This window comes from Allobosea sp. GW822-FHT05A11, from assembly GCF_058800455.1.
This window is the reverse complement of record NZ_JBXAMI010000008.1, coordinates 72,846-89,328: the sequence shown is the minus strand read 5'-3', so window position 1 is coordinate 89,328 and position 16,483 is coordinate 72,846. Positions and strand designations below refer to the sequence as shown.

The 16,483-nt window shown below is 62.9% G+C and carries 22 protein-coding genes; 15 read left to right on the top strand and 7 right to left on the bottom strand.

Translation table 11 applies throughout. From position 1 onward, the window contains the following. Window positions 1–31 precede the first annotated feature (31 nt). The 10 genes from AC1RLU_RS24405 to AC1RLU_RS24360 all read left to right on the top strand — a co-directional run bounded on the left by AC1RLU_RS24405 (window position 32) and on the right by AC1RLU_RS24360 (window position 8,260). Window positions 32–244 carry a hypothetical protein gene (locus AC1RLU_RS24405; protein ID WP_492798702.1) on the top strand — a complete coding sequence of 71 codons (213 nt, stop codon included), beginning with the start codon at window positions 32–34 and terminating at the stop codon, window positions 242–244. Further along, a complete protein-coding gene (locus AC1RLU_RS24400; RefSeq protein WP_492798701.1) occupies window positions 244–747 on the top strand; it encodes a hypothetical protein in 504 nt (167 codons plus the stop codon). Before AC1RLU_RS24405 ends, AC1RLU_RS24400 begins: the two co-directional genes overlap by 1 nt. Next, window positions 748–2,727: a hypothetical protein gene (locus tag AC1RLU_RS24395; protein ID WP_492798700.1), complete on the top strand. Its 1,980-nt coding sequence runs from the start codon at window positions 748–750 to the stop codon at window positions 2,725–2,727. It begins immediately after the preceding gene. A 21-nt stretch (window positions 2,728–2,748) separates the two neighbouring features. Next, entirely contained in the window at window positions 2,749–3,453 is a 705-nt protein-coding gene (locus AC1RLU_RS24390) for a hypothetical protein (RefSeq protein WP_492798699.1), read from the top strand. A gap of 10 nt (window positions 3,454–3,463) precedes the next feature. Next, window positions 3,464–4,654, top strand: a complete 1,191-nt coding sequence (locus AC1RLU_RS24385) for a glycine-rich domain-containing protein (RefSeq protein ID WP_492798698.1) — start codon at window positions 3,464–3,466, stop codon at window positions 4,652–4,654. 226 nt (window positions 4,655–4,880) lie between these two features. Beyond that, a complete protein-coding gene (locus AC1RLU_RS24380; protein ID WP_492798796.1) occupies window positions 4,881–5,576 on the top strand; it encodes a lysozyme in 696 nt (231 codons plus the stop codon). A 2-nt stretch (window positions 5,577–5,578) separates the two neighbouring features. Next, complete coding sequence (locus tag AC1RLU_RS24375; protein WP_492798697.1) at window positions 5,579–6,139, top strand: hypothetical protein; 561 nt, start codon at window positions 5,579–5,581, stop codon at window positions 6,137–6,139. Continuing rightward, window positions 6,136–6,453 carry a hypothetical protein gene (locus AC1RLU_RS24370; RefSeq protein ID WP_492798696.1) on the top strand — a complete coding sequence of 106 codons (318 nt, stop codon included), beginning with the start codon at window positions 6,136–6,138 and terminating at the stop codon, window positions 6,451–6,453. The genes AC1RLU_RS24375 and AC1RLU_RS24370 overlap by 4 nt, the downstream gene beginning before the upstream one ends. A 2-nt stretch (window positions 6,454–6,455) precedes the next feature. Beyond that, a complete protein-coding gene (locus tag AC1RLU_RS24365; protein ID WP_492798695.1) occupies window positions 6,456–7,820 on the top strand; it encodes a hypothetical protein in 1,365 nt (454 codons plus the stop codon). Continuing rightward, window positions 7,817–8,260: a dATP/dGTP diphosphohydrolase domain-containing protein gene (locus AC1RLU_RS24360; protein ID WP_492798694.1), complete on the top strand. Its 444-nt coding sequence runs from the start codon at window positions 7,817–7,819 to the stop codon at window positions 8,258–8,260. The genes AC1RLU_RS24365 and AC1RLU_RS24360 overlap by 4 nt, the downstream gene beginning before the upstream one ends. Before the next feature lie 39 nt (window positions 8,261–8,299). On the opposite strand, the gene AC1RLU_RS24355 is transcribed toward AC1RLU_RS24360, so the two are convergent. Beyond that, the gene (locus tag AC1RLU_RS24355; RefSeq protein ID WP_492798693.1) at window positions 8,300–8,620 is read right to left on the bottom strand and encodes a hypothetical protein; all 321 of its coding nucleotides are present in this window, start codon (window positions 8,618–8,620) and stop codon (window positions 8,300–8,302) included. A 59-nt stretch (window positions 8,621–8,679) separates the two neighbouring features. Here AC1RLU_RS24355 and AC1RLU_RS24350 point away from each other — a divergent pair, with 59 nt between their 5' ends. Next, window positions 8,680–9,075, top strand: coding sequence for a hypothetical protein (locus tag AC1RLU_RS24350; protein ID WP_492798692.1), 396 nt, complete (start codon window positions 8,680–8,682; stop codon window positions 9,073–9,075). Window positions 9,076–9,323: 248 nt separating this feature from the next. Here the strand turns inward: AC1RLU_RS24350 and AC1RLU_RS24345 are convergent, their stop codons facing one another. Both AC1RLU_RS24345 and AC1RLU_RS24340 read right to left on the bottom strand, forming a co-directional pair. Continuing rightward, window positions 9,324–9,578, bottom strand: a complete 255-nt coding sequence (locus AC1RLU_RS24345; RefSeq protein WP_492798691.1) for a hypothetical protein — start codon at window positions 9,576–9,578, stop codon at window positions 9,324–9,326. Further along, window positions 9,578–9,988: a hypothetical protein gene (locus AC1RLU_RS24340; protein WP_492798690.1), complete on the bottom strand. Its 411-nt coding sequence runs from the start codon at window positions 9,986–9,988 to the stop codon at window positions 9,578–9,580. The genes AC1RLU_RS24345 and AC1RLU_RS24340 overlap by 1 nt, the downstream gene beginning before the upstream one ends. A gap of 85 nt (window positions 9,989–10,073) precedes the next feature. On the opposite strand from AC1RLU_RS24340, the gene AC1RLU_RS24335 reads away from it, so the two are divergent. Both AC1RLU_RS24335 and AC1RLU_RS24330 read left to right on the top strand, forming a co-directional pair. Next, entirely contained in the window at window positions 10,074–10,484 is a 411-nt protein-coding gene (locus AC1RLU_RS24335; RefSeq protein ID WP_492798689.1) for a helix-turn-helix transcriptional regulator, read from the top strand. 245 nt (window positions 10,485–10,729) lie between these two features. Further along, complete coding sequence (locus AC1RLU_RS24330) at window positions 10,730–11,083, top strand: hypothetical protein (protein WP_492798688.1); 354 nt, start codon at window positions 10,730–10,732, stop codon at window positions 11,081–11,083. A 13-nt stretch (window positions 11,084–11,096) separates the two neighbouring features. On the opposite strand, the gene AC1RLU_RS24325 is transcribed toward AC1RLU_RS24330, so the two are convergent. Beyond that, window positions 11,097–11,741: a hypothetical protein gene (locus tag AC1RLU_RS24325; RefSeq protein WP_492798687.1), complete on the bottom strand. Its 645-nt coding sequence runs from the start codon at window positions 11,739–11,741 to the stop codon at window positions 11,097–11,099. A 275-nt stretch (window positions 11,742–12,016) separates the two neighbouring features. On the opposite strand from AC1RLU_RS24325, the gene AC1RLU_RS24320 reads away from it, so the two are divergent. After that, complete coding sequence (locus tag AC1RLU_RS24320) at window positions 12,017–13,423, top strand: site-specific integrase (RefSeq protein ID WP_492798686.1); 1,407 nt, start codon at window positions 12,017–12,019, stop codon at window positions 13,421–13,423. A 105-nt stretch (window positions 13,424–13,528) separates the two neighbouring features. Here AC1RLU_RS24320 and AC1RLU_RS24315 read toward each other — a convergent pair whose 3' ends face one another. From AC1RLU_RS24315 to AC1RLU_RS24305, 3 genes are all read right to left on the bottom strand, one after another. After that, window positions 13,529–14,545 (bottom strand): hypothetical protein, encoded by a 1,017-nt coding sequence (locus AC1RLU_RS24315; RefSeq protein WP_492798685.1) that lies wholly within the window; start codon window positions 14,543–14,545, stop codon window positions 13,529–13,531. Window positions 14,546–14,740: 195 nt separating this feature from the next. Continuing rightward, on the bottom strand, window positions 14,741–15,490 hold the full coding sequence (locus AC1RLU_RS24310; protein ID WP_492798684.1) for an SOS response-associated peptidase: 750 nt from the start codon (window positions 15,488–15,490) through the stop codon (window positions 14,741–14,743). A gap of 18 nt (window positions 15,491–15,508) precedes the next feature. Continuing rightward, window positions 15,509–15,874: a hypothetical protein gene (locus tag AC1RLU_RS24305; RefSeq protein ID WP_492798683.1), complete on the bottom strand. Its 366-nt coding sequence runs from the start codon at window positions 15,872–15,874 to the stop codon at window positions 15,509–15,511. Window positions 15,875–16,313: 439 nt separating this feature from the next. Between AC1RLU_RS24305 and AC1RLU_RS24300 the strand changes: the two genes are divergently transcribed. After that, on the top strand, window positions 16,314–16,439 hold the full coding sequence (locus AC1RLU_RS24300; RefSeq protein WP_492798682.1) for a hypothetical protein: 126 nt from the start codon (window positions 16,314–16,316) through the stop codon (window positions 16,437–16,439). Window positions 16,440–16,483 lie beyond the last annotated feature (44 nt).

Below are 16,483 nucleotides of genomic sequence, written 5' to 3'. Positions count from 1 at the left end.
CCATCACGTTCACCTAGAGCGGCGGCAGGCAATGGCGAGGCAGATCATCAAAATCGGTGAGGTCCCGAATGACGGTCTCGGCGATTCGGCGCGCGTTGCGGGCGAGAAGATCAACCACATGACAGATGAACTCTATCAGGCGGTTGCCACTAAGGCGGGCGCCGATGAGGTCTCCGAACTCGCAAACCGTGTCTCCGGTCTTGAGGCAGGCTCATCGACAGTCATCGACGGAGGAAGCTACTGATGGCCCAGGTAATCCAGCTCAAGCGATCGCCGACCGCGGGCAAGGTTCCGTTGCCTGCCGACCTCGATGTCGGCGAGCTTGCGATCAACACCGCCGACAGCAAGTTGTTTCACAAGAATGGCGCCGGCTCGATCGTCGAACTCGGTATGTCTGCGGCAGAGCGCTCGAAGCTGTCCGGCGTTGCGGCCGGGGCCACGGCGAACGATTCCGACGCCAACCTCAAGGCTCGGGCCAATCACACCGGTACGCAGGCGACCAGCACGATCACAGGGCTGGATACCACACTGGCGGCCAAGGCTCCGCTCGCTTCGCCGCCACTGACCGGCACGCCGACCGCCCCCACGGCTGCGGCCGGGACGAGCACCACACAGATCGCAACAACCGCTTTCGCGAAGGCCGAAGCCGCCAGCGCGGCATCGGGCAAGGCCGACACGGCGAGTGTCACGGCTCTGACGACGCGCGTCACCAATCTCGAAGCCACAATTGACGGGGGCAGTTTCTAAATGCCGCGCATCGTTCAGCGAAAGTCGACCACTGCAGGGGTCGTTCCGACGGCGGCTCAGCTCGTGCAGGCTGAACTTGCGATCAATATCGCCGATATGCGGCTCTTTACGAAGGATGCCAGCAACACGGTCCAGGAGTTTCCACCGCCCAGCCGCTGGCAGACCAAGGCCGAGAAGGGGCAGGCTAACGGCTTCGCTGGGCTCGATGCGACTGGAAAGGTCCCGGTTGCCCAGCTTCCGGCTACCGCTGCGATGGATACCCTGACCGTCAAGGGCAACATCAGCGGCAGCTCAGCGATCCCGGCCGACGTGGCGCTTGCGGATCTCGCCCAGGCCATGGCCTCCGATATCCGGTCGGAGATCTTCACCGACACCATCGTCTACGCCGAGCGCCTTGCGCCGGCTGGGGGCCTCGTGAACGCCCGAACCGGGGTGCAGGCGGCGATCGACGCATGCCCGGTGGGCGGGTGTGTTGATGGGGGTGGGAAGAAGTATCGGATCGATAGCCCTCTGGTACCGAAGTCGAAGATCACATTCCGCAACTTCGAGATCGACTTCACCAATGCCGACGTTGGCGCCACCTTGTTCCAGGCAAGCGGGGTGGAGGGGGCCTCGGTTGCGATCACCTCCGGGGCGCTGCGCTACAGCAACTCGTTCGTTGCCGCCTCCGTCGCCGGGCTTTCGGTTGGTCAGTATATTCGCATCCGCTCGTCCGACGCCTTCGAGAACAACACCAACGCGTCCGAGGGCGAGTTCGCTCGGATCCTCTCGATCAGCGGGACGACCGTGACCCTCCGCGACGGTCTGCACGCGGCCTATTCGACGAACCCCGTCTTCTACAAGCCGGCCTACGTCGAAGGCGTGACCATCGAGAATGTCAAAGCTGTGGGCCGCGGATCGCTTCAGAACGGGGCCGGTTCCGGCGGTCAATACGCCGTCCGGGCGACCTATGGCATGGGATGGCGCATCATTGGATGCGACTTCGACCGCTTCGACACCGACAATATCGAATTCTCGAAGTGCTATAAGTGCTGGGTTGTCAGTAACTCCTTTACGCGCACTTATGACCCTGGCGCCGTGGCGACCACCGGCGGCGAGAGCTATGGCGTGGCCTGCGTCCACGGGACACAGAACGTCTTCATCTCCGGCAACTATTTTGAGGACATGCGCCACGCCATCATGACGGGCGGCACCGAGGGCGTTGTTCGCTACATCGTGGCGCACAGCAACATCATGAACGGCTGCCGGGCCGCGGGCATCGATACCCATCCCGCCGCCGACATGGTCTCGTTCTGCAACAACATCGTCTCAGCTGCGATCGGCAATGTCTCCACCAGCTCGAAGAACGGTATCCAGCATTTCGGCGGGACGGCCATTATCAACAACAACGTCATTCGCGGAGCGTATGACAACGGCATTGCGTGTCAGATTTGGGCCAAGAATCGCCCGGTTTCACTTGGCATCCAAGGAAACCAGATCGAGCGCGGAGGCGGCGCCGCCGCAGGCATCTACGTTGAGTGCTCGAACGGAGCTGGCGCACAAGGCCGCCTCGAGGCTGTCTCGATCTGCGGAAATTCGATCCGAGATAACTATCTGCGCGGCGTCTACATCTATCTCGGCACCTCGGACATCTGGTATTTCAACATTACGAACAATGCCATTGGAGAGGTGGCGAGCGGCGGCAGGATCATCGAAATTCAGACCACTTCCGGGCGCCTTGCGGAGAGCTTCTCAATTTCCGGGAACCAAGGCCGCGCGCCGTCGAACGGCAAAATGATCTTCCTCAACGCGGGAAGCGGAGGCTCAATCCAGCGGGCGTCAATCGCCGGCAACGTGTTTTTCGGCGCTGTTTCGGCGGGCGTCGAAGGCTCCGGAAGCCCCGATCGCATCGCAACAGTCGGCAACGTGTTCTCCGGCGCTACGGCCACCACGACGGGCCTTGCATCGGCCAGCACTGCAACCGGCAACGTCATCGCATAAGCGACCGCGAGGCCGTCCGGCATGTTCACTTTCGATAGTAGTGTCGTCACCTTCGACAGCACCTGGTTCCTCTTCACCGGGCGGCCGCCTGATCCGCCGCCGCCCTGGTGCCGGTCCGATGCCGAGGTCACGGCATCGATCGCGGCGCATCGCCCACGCGGCGACGCCTGGCGCCATGGTGGCCATGACGGGCTCTCCGGCTCGACCATGGGGGACTTCTTCGCGGCTTTCGGCGAGGTCTCGGGAGAGACGGACCGGCGCATCTGCGCGCTGGTCGACGAGTTCTTCTGCTCGACGGCGGCCGAGACGCTTGATCTCTGGGCGCTGGAGCATGGCGTGCCCGATGGCTGTGACCCATTCGCGGATGTCTGCGAGAAGGTCAATGCCGTCGGCGACAGCGTCCCGGCCTATGCCGAGGCGGCGGCGCTGAAGCGCGGCTGGTCGATTGCGATCGCCGAGGAGTTCATCGCCGTCCAGCAATCTGGGCGGCTGGGCCATGCCCGCATGGGCGCGGCTCGCATGGCGGCAATGCAGGGCGTCACCTGGCGCATCACCGTCGCTCTCGCCGCGTCGCCGTCCTATGTCGATGCTGAGCGGCGCAAGCCGTTGCTGGGGCGCATGCGCCTGGGTTTCGCTTTCGACTGCGGACCCGACATCACACCCCTGTCATGCCTGATCCGGCGCATCGCGCCGGCGCATGCCGATCTCGTCTTTGAGACGATCTGAGGAGCTCCACATGGTTGATCTCTGGGGTCCCGGTGCCTTTGGCGCCGCGGATGCTGCTGCGTCGCGCCCGGCTTACGAGCCGACGAATGGCCCGGGCGATCCGGATACCTTCTATAAGGATTGTTCGAGCCCCGCCGAGGATGACGGCACGGAGTGGAAGGCAGCATCGGTCAATATGCTGCTGCAACAGTTGCGCTCGGCCGTGCGCAAGAGCGGGGTCCAGGTCACCAACCTGAGTGATGATCTGTTGACTGTCGGACTGCGCAGTCAGGGTTACAATTTCAGAGTGTCGGGCGGGTCCGCGAATGCCCTGACGGCAACGCTCGATCCGGCTCCGACGGCCTGGTCCGATCTGAACGGGATGCCGCTCCGCCTCCGGATCGGCACGACGAACAGCGGCGCCGCGACGCTCAACCTCAATGGCCTCGGCGCGAAGAACATCCGCACGCTGGCCGGGGCTGCGTTGAGCGCAGGTGACCTCTTCGCCGGTTCGATCATGGAATTCATCTATGATCAAACGTCCGACACGGTTCTGGTCGTCAATCTCCAGAAGGGTGTCGGGCCGTTTGCGATCGGCTCGATCTACAAGATCACGGCTTCGGCGACGTGGAGCCGACCGGCAGGCTGCCGCGCCATCCTGATCGAGGGCGTCGGTGGCGGCGGTGGCGGCGGTGGCTCCGAAAACTCGACGGCTGCCAATCTGAGCCAAGGCGGCGGCGGCGGCGCTGGTGGCTATTTTCTCAAGTTGATCATCGCTCCTGCTTCCTCCTACGCCGTCGCGATCGGCGGGGCGGGGACCAGTTCCGTTAACGGGGGTGGAACGACCGGTGGCACGACGAGCTGGGGCTCGGAAGCCTCGGCGACCGGCGGCAGCGGCGGCAGCGTGCTTGGCAATGGCAACACGGCAAATGCCTCTGCTTGCGGCACGGGTGGATCCGGCACGGGCGGCGACATCAACGGCAATGGATCGCCTGGCCAGCGCGGTGTCCGGCTGACCGGTTCGACCGGCTATGGCGGCAATGGCGCCTCGTCTCCGCTGGGCGGCGGCGGACTCGGGCTTGGTGTCGATGGAGGCGGGTCAGCGGCCAATGCGTCCGGCTACGGGGCCGGCGGCGGCGGCGCTCTCGCATCGATCGGTGCCAACGGCTTCGCTGGCGGCAACGGTTCGCCCGGCGTCATCAAGGTCTGGGAGTTCTATTGATCGATCACGCGGCGAGCGTCCCTGACGGAATCTCGTCGTTTGCCTGACCGGCCCGCCTTGCGCGGGCTTTTTCATGTCCGGAGTCTCCCATGATCCGCGCTGTCCTCGCGGGCGTCCTCGCCCTCGCGCTTCTGCATGCCTGTGCGCCACGCCAGCCGCCCGGCGGCGATCTGTGGCGAGTTGTCCAGAACCGCATCTGACCTTCTGACATCGGAGCAGTATCGTGATGGAAGTCACCGCCAGGGTGGCGCTGGAAACAGCGTCGCATGAAGGGCTCGTGCGCCAGACCTATCGGGATTCGAAGGGCGTGCTGACCTGGTCGATCGGCGTCACCAGCGCCAGCGGCCATAAGGTCGATCGCTATGTCGGCAAGCCGCAAACGATGGAGCACTGCCTCGCCATCTATGCGTGGCTGCTGGAGACGCGCTACGCGCCGGCCGTGCGCGAGGTCTTCGCCCGGAAGCCGCTGAGCGAGGCGCAGTTCGCCGCCGCCCTCTCGTTCCACTGGAACACCGGGGCGATCAAGTCGGCCACCTGGCCGAAGCTCTGGCTTGCCGGAGATATCGCCGGCGCCAAGCGCGCCTTCATGGCGTGGAACAAGCCGGCGGAGATCGTCGAGCGCCGGCAGAAGGAATGCGCCCTGTTCTTCGACGGCGCCTGGTCGAATGACGGCCGCATCACGGAATACACCCGCGTCACCGCCGGGATGACGCCGGATTGGGCCAGCGCGAAGCGGATCGATGTCCGCGCCGCGATCGCTGCGGCGCTCGCTGCGGCGAAGCCTGACGCGGCCGTGCCAGCCAATCCGCCGGTTCCGGCAGCGCCTGTCACCGACCTGCCGCCTCCACCTGCCGCCCCGGCCGCGGCGGCCGGATGGCTCGCCCGCTTCTGGGCCGGCCTCAAGAGCGCCTTCGGAGGCTGATCATGGATCTCGCGACCACCCTCGGCTCGCTCGCGGGCCAGTTGTTCAAAATGGGCGCCCCGCAGCTCGGCGGCATCATCGGAACCGCCATCGGCGGGCCGGCCGGAACCGTCCTCGGCGGTGTCGCCGGCAAGGTCATCGAGGAGCTGGCCGGCAAGCTCGGCACGCCGGCCACGCCTGCGGCCGTCGAAAAGGCGGTGGCCGAGAAGCCCGAGGCGCCCGCCATCGTCGCGCAGGTCGAGGCCGCCGCGCCGGAGCTGATCAGGCTCTGGCAGAGCGAGGCCGATCGCGGGACCGCGGCTCAGGCGGCGGAGATCGAGAAAGGCTTCGGCGCCTGGCAGTTCTGGCGCGGTGCATGGCAGGCCCTGATCATCGGCGGCTGGGCGGTGATCCTGCTCTCGGCCCTGTTCGGTGCCCTGATCGGGCTGAAGCCGCTGATCCCGCTCTCCGACCTGATCGGCAACTGGGGCTCGGTCACCCTGGCCTGGCTCGCGGTCTTCAATGGCGGCCATACCCTGAAAGAGATCGCCCCTTCCATCGGCTTCGGGAGGAAGCGCGCGTGAATCCATTCTCCGATACCCCGATCCCCGTCATCGTCTCGATCGCCACGGCGATCTGCGCGATCGTCTCGAGCTATGCCGTCGTCCGCTTCCAGGCGGTCCAGCACGACAAGCGGATCGCCCGGCTCGACGATCGCTGCGAGGCGCTCGGCCGCGAGCTCGCCGCCTTCAAGATCGAGGCCGTGCAGCGCTTCGTCAGCGACGAGATGCTGGCCAAGGTCGAGACGCGGATCTCCGATGCGATCAATCGCCTCGCCGACCGTCTCGACAAGGTTCTCGATGCCCGCGCCAGTACGGGCCGGGGCAGGGCGGGCTGATCATGGGCGTGCAGCATCTCAACAAGCCGCTCGGCCGAGCCGAGGGGGAAGCGTCCGTCCGTGCCGTCGAGGCGGCGATCGCGGCCGGAGCGCTCTATCCGCTGGCCAGGGGGCAGGCGGGTCGCTCGGCACTGGCTGAAGCCGCCGCAGCCCTCGGGCTGGCCGCGACCACGCTCAGGAATCGGCTGGAGCAGGCGAGCCGGCTCTACGGCCTGCAGGCGAACGGCATCGCGCCGGTCGAGCGTCAGCGCGGCCAGAGCAACGGGCACAAGGGCGGCAAGCCGACCGCGCCCGACAATGCGGTCCAGCGCAAGCTGACCGGGTTGCAGGACGAGGTGACGAGCCTGCGCAAGCAGCTCAAGGCCCAGCAGCGCGAGGATCTCGATACCGAGGCCGTGCGCTCTCTGCTCGGCCGTCTCGCTGCCGCGCAGTCCTCGCCGCCCCGCTGGACGATCGAGCTCGGCGCCCGTCGCGGCAAGGGCACGCCCGAGGTCCCGGTGACCGTCTGGTCGGACTGGCATATGGGCGAGGTGGTGTCAGCGGCCGAGACGGCCGGCAAGAACGCCTACGATCCCGCGATTGCCGAAGCGCGGGTCCGCCGTCTGGTGGCGGCGACGCTCTCGCTCGCCCGCGAGCACGGCCCGGGCGACTATCCCGGCATCGTCGTCAACCTGCTCGGCGATTTCGTCTCCGGCGGCCTGCATCCCGAGCTCGCCAAGACCGATGCCGAGGAGGTTCTGCCGACGGTGCTGCGCTGCGTCGACCTGCTGGTCTGGGGACTGCGCCAGATCGCCGATGCCTTCGGCCAAGTCTATGTGCCCTGTGCCAGCGGCAACCACGGCCGTGCGACGCAGAAGCCGGAATTCAAGCGCTACATCTACAAGAACTTCGACTGGCTGATCTATCAGCTCGTCGCGCGCGCCTTCGAGGGCGACCGGCGCCTCGTCTTCGATATCCCGGACACCAACGAGGTGCATTATCGCGTCTTCGGCCAGCGCTATCTGGCGATGCATGGCGACATGCTCGGCGTGAAAGGTGGCGACGGCATCATCGGCTCGCTCGGCCCGATCGCGCGCGGGGAGACCAAGGTCGGCAAGCAGGCTGCGGCGCTCGGCCTGGACTATGACGTCCTGGTGATCGGCCACTGGCACCAGATGATCTGGCTGCCGCGCGTCATCGTCTCCGGCACCCTGAAGGGTTGGGACGAATATGCCCGCTCGGCCCTGCGCGCGCCGCCGTCCCCGCCCTGCCAGCCGCTCTGGTTCGTACATCCGCGACGGGGCATCACCTCGCGCTGGGAAATCCGGGTCGACGAGCCCGAGACCGGTGCCGGAGAAGACTGGGTCAGCTTCAGGAGGGCGGCATGAGCGCGACGAAGGCGACCAACCCGAAGGACCGGATCGCCAGCAACAAGCTCCCGCTCGACCTGGTGCCGGACACGATCGCTGCCTATGCGGCCCTTGCCTTCGTCGAGGGCGCGGCGAAATACGGCGCCTATAACTGGCGGGTCGCTGGCATACGCGCCTCGGTCTATCGCGCAGCGCTCGACCGACACCTCAAGAGCTGGTGGAGCGGCGAGGATGCAGATCCTCTGACCGGCGTGCCGCATCTGGCTTCGATCATCGCCTGTGCCGGCATCCTGCTCGATGCCGGGTTGGCGGGGAAGGTCACGGATGACCGGCCGCCGAAGGTCGCTCTCGGCGAGACGATGCGGCGGCTCGAGGGTGAGGTTGCGCGCATCCGCGCGCTCTTTGCCGAGCATGATCCAACGCACTGGACGGCGGAGAACGCGGTCTGCAATCAGTAGTGATAGCCCGTCGGCTCGCGCCGGCGGGCTTTTCTGCGTTCAGGCCATGGCAATGCCGTTGACGGCAACGATCTCCGCTGGCCATTTCGACTTTGCCCGCTTCGCCTCCTGGACCCAGCGCCAGTTGCCGCGCGCGACACATTCGACCTGCCAGAGCTCGATCCGTCCGGCCGGCGTCTGGTAGATCGCATAGGTCTCGCCGTTCAGCAGGTGATAGGGCGGATCGAAAACGTGATCGGTTGCCTTCCCCTCGCGCTCGGCTTCGATGCGCGTGAGGGTAAAATGTCCCTCGCAGGGCATGATCGTGTGCATTTCCGCACGGGTGAGGCTGTTTCCGGCGGGGCTCTCGATACGCGACATGACTTGACACTCCACTCTGTTTGTTCCCTGTACGTTCTCATCATGCAGGGGCTGGTGTCATGGAGAGTCAGGAGCGGCCGAAGCCTCCGACCGATTCGACGATGCTGCGGGATTATCCGTGGGTTGTGGTGCGGATGCGCTGTCATTTCTGCCGGCGCGGCGGCGACGTGCGGCTAGCCGTCTTTGCCGAGAAATATGGCGCCTATGCCACCTTGGGCCAGCTCGTGATCGAGTTCATGAAGGGATGCGAATGGGCACCCTGGAACCCGACGCGGCGGCCGCAGAAATACGGCATGAAATGCGGCGGCTATTGCATGGACCTGCGCAGGCCAGACCCGCCTGACCTGCCGCCGGGCATGGCTGGGCTTCAGATTATCGAGGGCGGGCTGAGCGAGAAGCTGCCGGCCGCGCCAGCGGAGGTTGAGCGGCGGAAGCGGGTTGGCGGCGAGGAATGAGCATCATCTGTCGTGCGAGAAAAGCGAGCTAAGCCTTTCCAACTGGCGCCCCAAAAACGCATGAGCGCGGTCGTGGTCGAGTTGGAAGGTGCCTTGATACTGCTATCAATCCACAAAGCCTTCTAAGCTGCTGGTCGCTGGTTCGAATCCAGCCGGGCTCGCCATTTTATTCATATTTTACAGCCGCTTGGGTGCGTCTAGATCAGGTTTTGTTACCCAGATTGGCGAGGCGGGTAGCGCATGGGTAACTAGATTGGCGGCGCCTGCTTGAACGCCTGCTCGTATGCGTCCCTGATCTGTCGAATCCGGTGATCGAGGTCGTAGACGCCGAACAGCAGGGCGTCGGCATCTGCGGCCGTCAGTCGAGCGCCGCCATCCTTCTCAATTTGCCCGATGGCGCTTTCTGCGTGCTCCGAGACGAGATGCGACATCCTCGCTAGGTCGAGCACCGCAGGCTCCAGTTCCTGGAGGGCCTTGCTGATTGCAATCTGCCGAGCGCTCATCACGAAAGCCCCAGATCATCCGCAAGCAGACGGGCTGACAGTGCGGGCACTCTCCAAACGTCCCCACACCGCAAGCGCTCCACGATAAGCACCTCAGCCCTGTCGTCGTTGTCTTCGTGCGTCGCGGCCAATCCCAGGGAATCGGCAATCTGGGAGCAGCTCATGCTGATCGCCTCCTGAAGCGCATCGAGGCACTCGCCGGCAGGGCTAAACCACTCGCCTCTCTGGAAACGCGGTTGGCAGGTCATTGCCAAACTCACGCGATGAAGCGTTGTGAGCGCGTCATAGAGTGCCGCTGCATCGGCCGCCCTGTCGCCTGGCTGGAATTCAGGAAGTCTGAGGCCCCTCCAACTCAGCGTGCAGGCGTCAGGCAAGCCGGCGGGGTTCGCCGCCGCGGTGGGCTTCGTCATGGTCGTCTCCGTTTTTTTGCGAATTTGATAACTATAATATCAACTCTGGTTTGCGCGAAGTCAATATCAAAGTTATCATCTTTGCATGACGACGGTTCCTCAGCTCCGCGCCGCGCGCGCGCTCCTCGGCTGGTCGCAAGACGACCTGGCTGCTCGATCCGGCGTTTCGAAGCCGACGATTGCGCGGCTGGAGCTCGGGTCGGGCGAACTTGCCGGCTATGCCAGCACCCGCGACAAGGTGGTCGGATCTCTCGAAGCGGCCGGCATTACCTTCCTAGGTAACGGCGAGACGGCGGATGGCGGACCCGGTGTGAGGCTGCGCAAACAGGAGATGACGATGAGTGACAAGCAGCGGGAAGCCAATCAAAAGGCGTTCGAGCGAGGCCAAGAGGATTGGCGCAACAATGTGCATGCGAATCCGTATCCGCCTGAGTCGCCGTATTTCGACCTCTGGGAGCAGGGGCAGCGGGCTGAGGAGGAATTGCAGCAGAAGTAACGACTTCTGAGCATAGACGGCGGGCCGGGCATCAGGCTACGCCAGGGCGAGATATCAAGGTAGGCGGGCCAGATGCGCGAGTGGCTGCAGCGTATGCGCGAGAAATTGGCGAAATGGTATCAAGGGCGATATATTCCGCCCTCGCAAGATACTGGCGGTCCTGTAGTTTTTCTTTCGTTGGGGCACTACGAGCAGCCGCTGCTCGCTAAGATCCTTGGCCGGCTTGGCCATTTTTGGATCAACCATTGGAAGTGGATTATATCGGCCGCGATCGCGATCGCGGCCATAATGTTTCGCGCGAGCGGCCGATAAGCCCCGGTAGCAGCGGTGTGGAGTTTCGCGTGACCGATCAAAAGACGAGCCCGACGATGACGGCCGAGGACTTCGGGGCAGCACTCTCGGCTTTCGCCCTCAGCTTCGCGAACGCGATCCGCGAGACGGAAGGCGGGTCGGTGAATGATCTGCTCGAAGTGCTGGCTGAAGAACTCCGCGACCTCGGCGGCGCGATGAACGATCCCGAGGGCAATCCCACGCCGGCCAAGGATGCCGTGCTTATAACCGCCGCCATGCTCGAGGCGTCGGCGCCGGAAGCGGACTAGGCTCCGGCACTAGTCAATCATAACGCTTAGTGCCGATCAGCAGTTCGGGAACGTTATCTTTCGGGTGGGCATCCCTCGGCCCGTTCAAAGCCAGGACTTCAATCCCGGCAGCGTTCAATGCGCGCAACAATTTTATCTCAATCGGTGCACCAGTTTGGGTCAATCCAACGCCGGCGGCCATTGCGTAGCCAGAGAAGTAGTTAGTCTGGATCCCAATCGCTTCAAGGCTGGCCGCAAGTTGTTGCCGAAACTGGGTCGCCTCTGGGTCCGAACCGACGAAGGTCAGCCATAGCGGCCCTTTCTCGCCCGCCAGCTCACGTTCCAAGATCGCGAACATTTCCGGCGTAACGCGACGCCACGCGATCGTCGCCTTCAGCTTTTCCGCTTCAAGGCGAACTGACGCAGCCTCCGCCTCCAATTTTGCTGCTCGCTCAACGGCTTGTGAGGCGGAATGGTTGGCGGCGGCTATGCGTTCCTCTGCACCGAGCTTATATTTGTCGAATTCGTGGTCCTTCTCGGCTGAAACAACTGCGCTTAGCCTGATCTGGCCCCATTGTGCCAATCCCGCGATAAGGCCAACGATGACCGTTCCAACACTGGCATAGATGCGGATCTCATTCGTCCACCAGAGCATTTCTTTCGGAGACAAACCGAACATTCGAGGCTCGCTAAACCGCGATAAAGACGAGGCCAACATGGCTCAGCGATACGGTGAGCACTAGTGGCTCTGCCGCAGTTTTCGCGAAATGCCGCTTCCGCCGGCTTTCTCGACGACCCGCTTGCGGAGCAAGGCGGCCAGCGCGCGATGAGCCGCTTGAACTTCTCGTGCTTCAGCGCAGGATGCGCCGAGTAGAAGGATCGGCAATGGCTCGGATAGCTCGCATTTCAATCGAACCGTCGTGCCTTTATCCCAACGAAAAGGAGCTCGGCCGCATGATCCTCGGCGCCGATCGCGCACATCAGTGGCCGGCCTATGCGGTTGTGGAAGAGCGACACGGCCTCCCGCCGATTGACCAGCTCTTTGGCGGCCGGTTCTTCCCAGACGTGCTGGCGTATCTCAAGCGGCGGAGCGCCAGGGCTTCGCCAACGATAGCCCCAACGAGCACAGCTAAGGCATGGGAGCCGAAGCTCGATGAACACGGAATCGATCTAGCCACGCCCGGCCTTCACGGACAGCGCCGCCTTGGAGGGCGGATCGACTACTATTGGCGCCCATCGCCGCGGTTGGCACAAGTGGGATTTCCCATGAAGGCGGTAAGGGTGCATGGCGATCCGGAGAGCGCTACCGATCTTCGAAAAATGGCCGAAACCTGCCAGCGGCTACAGGCTGAGTTGCTGGCCTGGGCGCCGCCTACAGGAAGAGCGTTATCGCGGTTTGCCGCAGGCACGCTCGGTCAACTTTGCGATGCCTTCGAAGGCGATGCGGATTCCCGCGCGCGCGCGCTCCGCCACAGCACTCAAAAATTCTATGCTCGATCGCTCAAGCTCCTCCGAGATCGCGCTGGCGAACAGAAGATCGCTGGCATCAACGGGAAGCAGGTACGGGTATGGTTCAACGAATGGCGGACCGAGAGAAGCTGGCGCGAGGCGTACGGCTGCATCCAGACGCTCCGCGTCGTGGCGTCTTATGGCGTGGAGTGCGCGACATCGCGGGACGACCCGAGCTTTTTCCTGCGCGAGATTCTGGAGCGCATGGAGTTCGAGCAGCCCAAGGGCAGAGGGAAAAAACTGACGCGTGATCTTGTCGACGCGTTCGTTTCGTCGGCGTCGGGCGAGCATGCGGAGGCGATGGTCACAACGCTTCTCATGCAATTCGAGCTTTCGCTACGCCAGAAGGACGTGATCGGCGAATGGGTGCCAGCCGAGGCGGGCGGCAAGGCCTGGATTTGGGGGCTTACCTGGGATCAGATCGACGAGAACTGGATCCTGCGCAAGCCTACCAGCAAGAGCAACGGGCGACTGGTCGCGGAGCACGATCTAACCCAGTTACCGAACCTTCTGTCGCGGCTGCAGAGCATCCCAGCGGATGAACGGGTCGGCGCGGTCATCAAGAACGTGCGAACCGCGCAACCGTACCGTCGGGAATACTTCTCGCGCACGTTCAGGAAGCTCGCAGACGCTGCCGGATGGCCCAAGGGCCTGTGGAACATGGACAGCCGCGCAGGGGCGATCTCCGAGGCATTCGAGGCAGGCGCAGACGCTGCGGACGTGATGAAGGCCGCCACCCATACGCAGATGAGCACGACGATGGGCTACAATCGTGGGGCCGTCGTCCAATCGAGCCGGGTGGCAACACTGCGCCGGGCGCATCGCTCGACGAAGTCGGCCGCAGACGAGTGAGGGGGAGACTAATTAGGGTCGGCGATCGATGGCCGGGAGCATCGACTACGCGAAGCTCCTTGGCGCGCGACGGGCAGAACGCGGAAGGATGTGGCCGATGAGCCGCTAAGGCGTTTGGGTATAATCACGTCGCAACAAAAGGGACATCGCCGAAGGCGGCCTGTTTCCGCTGCCGGCTATTTTCTTTGCAATTTCCCGGCCGTCGCGGCGGAATTCGTCTAATCGTTTCGCAACATCGCCAATGTTGCGAACGTCCATGTTAAACCTCAGGGCCGTTCCCGGAAATGACGTCACATAATTAGTTTTGGTTTTTCTGGTAAAGTATATGCCTGCGGACCCGCTTACAATTACGAAATTTCCTCCGTTCCTTGCTAGCCTATTTGTCATGTATAGACCGTATCCAGAATTAAACCAAACATCTGACGTTCTTGGCAAATGGGTTTTTCCTGAAACTCCGGGGAGAAGACTGTACTCTATAGCTTCTTTGTCGGTTTTAAATCTAAAGTTCGGGTTAGTTGCGAGGCCTCTTCTAATGCCGATTCCGAAATCAACAATTGAAAACTCAACTTTTCCGCTATTTGGCCAATATTGTGCGCAGTAGTATAGTTTGTCGATTTCGCTATGTTCGAAAACGTTTCTCATCACTTCACGAACGGAGTATGAAAGCACGTCAAAGAGATCCCTGTTAGTTGTTCGGCCGCGCGCGATCATTAGCGCCAGCTTGTCTGCGTGGCGTTGAACTAAGTCCGGTATCTCCTGCCACTTGTCTCCTGGCTCAAGAAACAGGTCAGCGCGGGTGAGCTCGGTGATCGGGATGTAGTTTTCCGAGCCCCAGGCTTCACCTACTTCTTTCCCGTGGTTGAAACCCAAGAACCTAAAAAAGCCTACGTGGGCCGGGTATGGATGATCTGAGTGACCAGAGCACCGCAAAATCAGTTCGGGGTTCCTGTTCTTTAGCGCTTTCAACTTCGCCGCAATAAACAGCATCGAGAATGGCGAAAAGAATGTCTCTCGCGAAAACTCGACGGTTAGTGCGTCTCTAAAAACGTGGTGGTCAATCTCCTGCGCAAGCGCAAAGAGGGCCGGCAGCGTCAGGCTCTCCGGAATGGTGACGGTGGCCAAGATTACTAAGTCTCCTGAAGACGACTGCGTTTGTGCAACCTGTTACCCGGTTCGATCAAGCAGTAGCGGTTCGCCCTTCGGCCAATATCCCTTGCCGAGTAACTCGTTGGTTGTCCGAACGCGACATCAAGAGGTCCGGCGTTCGCGCCGAGCTTTCCTCTTTGTCCGCCGATAGAACAGATCTCGCGCGAGAGCTCAGATCAGGAAAGCTTCCGCCGGCAGTTCAGCTTCGCCGCCATCCTTCTTCACGCCGCGGGCAACGATTTCGAGCGAGCCATCTGGAAGCGGCCTTTGCAGCGCCCTCGCTTCCTCCCAAGGCGCCGTCATCCAGGCCTCGCATTCTTCCGGCGTGGTCAGGATGACCGGCATCGCCTTCGGATGGACTGCGCCGACCTCGGCATTCGGGTCAGTCGTCAGGAAGGCATAGAGGTCAATCGTCTCCTCGCCGGTCTTGATCTTGCGCACCGAGGTCCACTGGCGCGCCCAGATGCCGGCGAAGAATGCCGTCGGTCGGTCCTCGCCGAAGGCAAACCAGATGTCTTGCTTGGTGCTCCAGTCGAATTCGCTGAAGCTGTTGAACGGCACGAGGCATCGGCTCTCTACGCCCAACCAGCGCTTCCAATGCTTGCTATCAGTCCTTCTGACGTTCGTGGTGCCCTTGTCCGGCTCCATCCTTAGGAGATTGTCGAAATCGACCTCCTTGCCCTTTGCGCGGAGCTTGTCCGCCCGGCCCGTTGCTGCATCGAGCAACGCCTTCTTGGATGAGGGCATGCCCCAGCGCGTCATGGCCAGCCGCGGGCCGCCCTCATCATTCCTGACAATCGGCGCGGCATAGTCCGGGAAGATCCCCGGCAGGGACGGCACGTTCACGCCGGCATCGTTGAAGTTCGCGAACAGCTTCCTGATCGCCTCGACGTTCCGGGTGTGGCTGTAGAGATTGCACATGGGGCCTCCGCCGTCGGCCTATCCTGCATCCCGCAGTGGCTCGAACAAGTCCCCCTGCGGAATCGGCGGCTTCGGCCGGTGGTGGAACAGGTAGTAATCACCGCCGTGGTCGACATCACCCATGTATGGGCCGCTCACCTCGCAATCGTAGTGCTCGGCCATGGCGTTGAGCCAATTCATTCCCGTCGTCGGGCTGAAGTCATCGACCGAACAACCACCAATGCGGCCCAGGTCGCGCGTCTCCTTCAGCGATTTGATTACGCCTTCGATCGCGTTCGGATTGACGTACTCTGAGCTGATGTAGGCGTCGGGGTCAAAAGGCTCCGCCTCCGACGCGACGCTTTCGTCTAGCTGGGGCTTCTGGGCTGCTTGGTAGCTGGTCATCCTTGCCTCCCTCGATCAGGTTGAGCCCGATCATCGACGGCGGCAGATCGGGCGGGTCGGGCCTGCACAGGTCCGGACAATAGCCGCCGCATCTCATCCCATACTTCTGCGGCTTGCGGGCGGGGTTCCAGGGCCGCCATTCGCAGCCCTCGATGAAGGCGACGACGACAGATCCGATTGTGATCCGGCTGCCGTGCTTCGCCGCGATATCGGCGAGCTTGTAATCCCCGCCACGCCGGCACCACGGACAGCGCAGGCGCAAAACCACCCACGGATAATCCCGCAACGCGGTCTCTTCGTCTGGCGGTTCCATGGCTCATTCGGGCTCGCGGGCCGGCCGCGCTCCCTCCGAGAACAGGCCGCGGAGAAAACCCCGCGAGCATGACCGATCGGCTTCAAGGGCCAGCCGGCCGCTTTCGGCCAGCAGGAGGAGATAGCTATGAGCCAGCGCGCGGAAGGCCGCGCGTTCGAAGCCCTCATGCTCCTCTATCAAATCCGCGATCAGCGATGTGATTTCGGCATCGATCGACGTGTCCTCGATTTGCTGATCGCCTGGCTGGGCTGACATTGCTCTCGTCCAATGATGAGAACATTATGAGAACAAGCGTA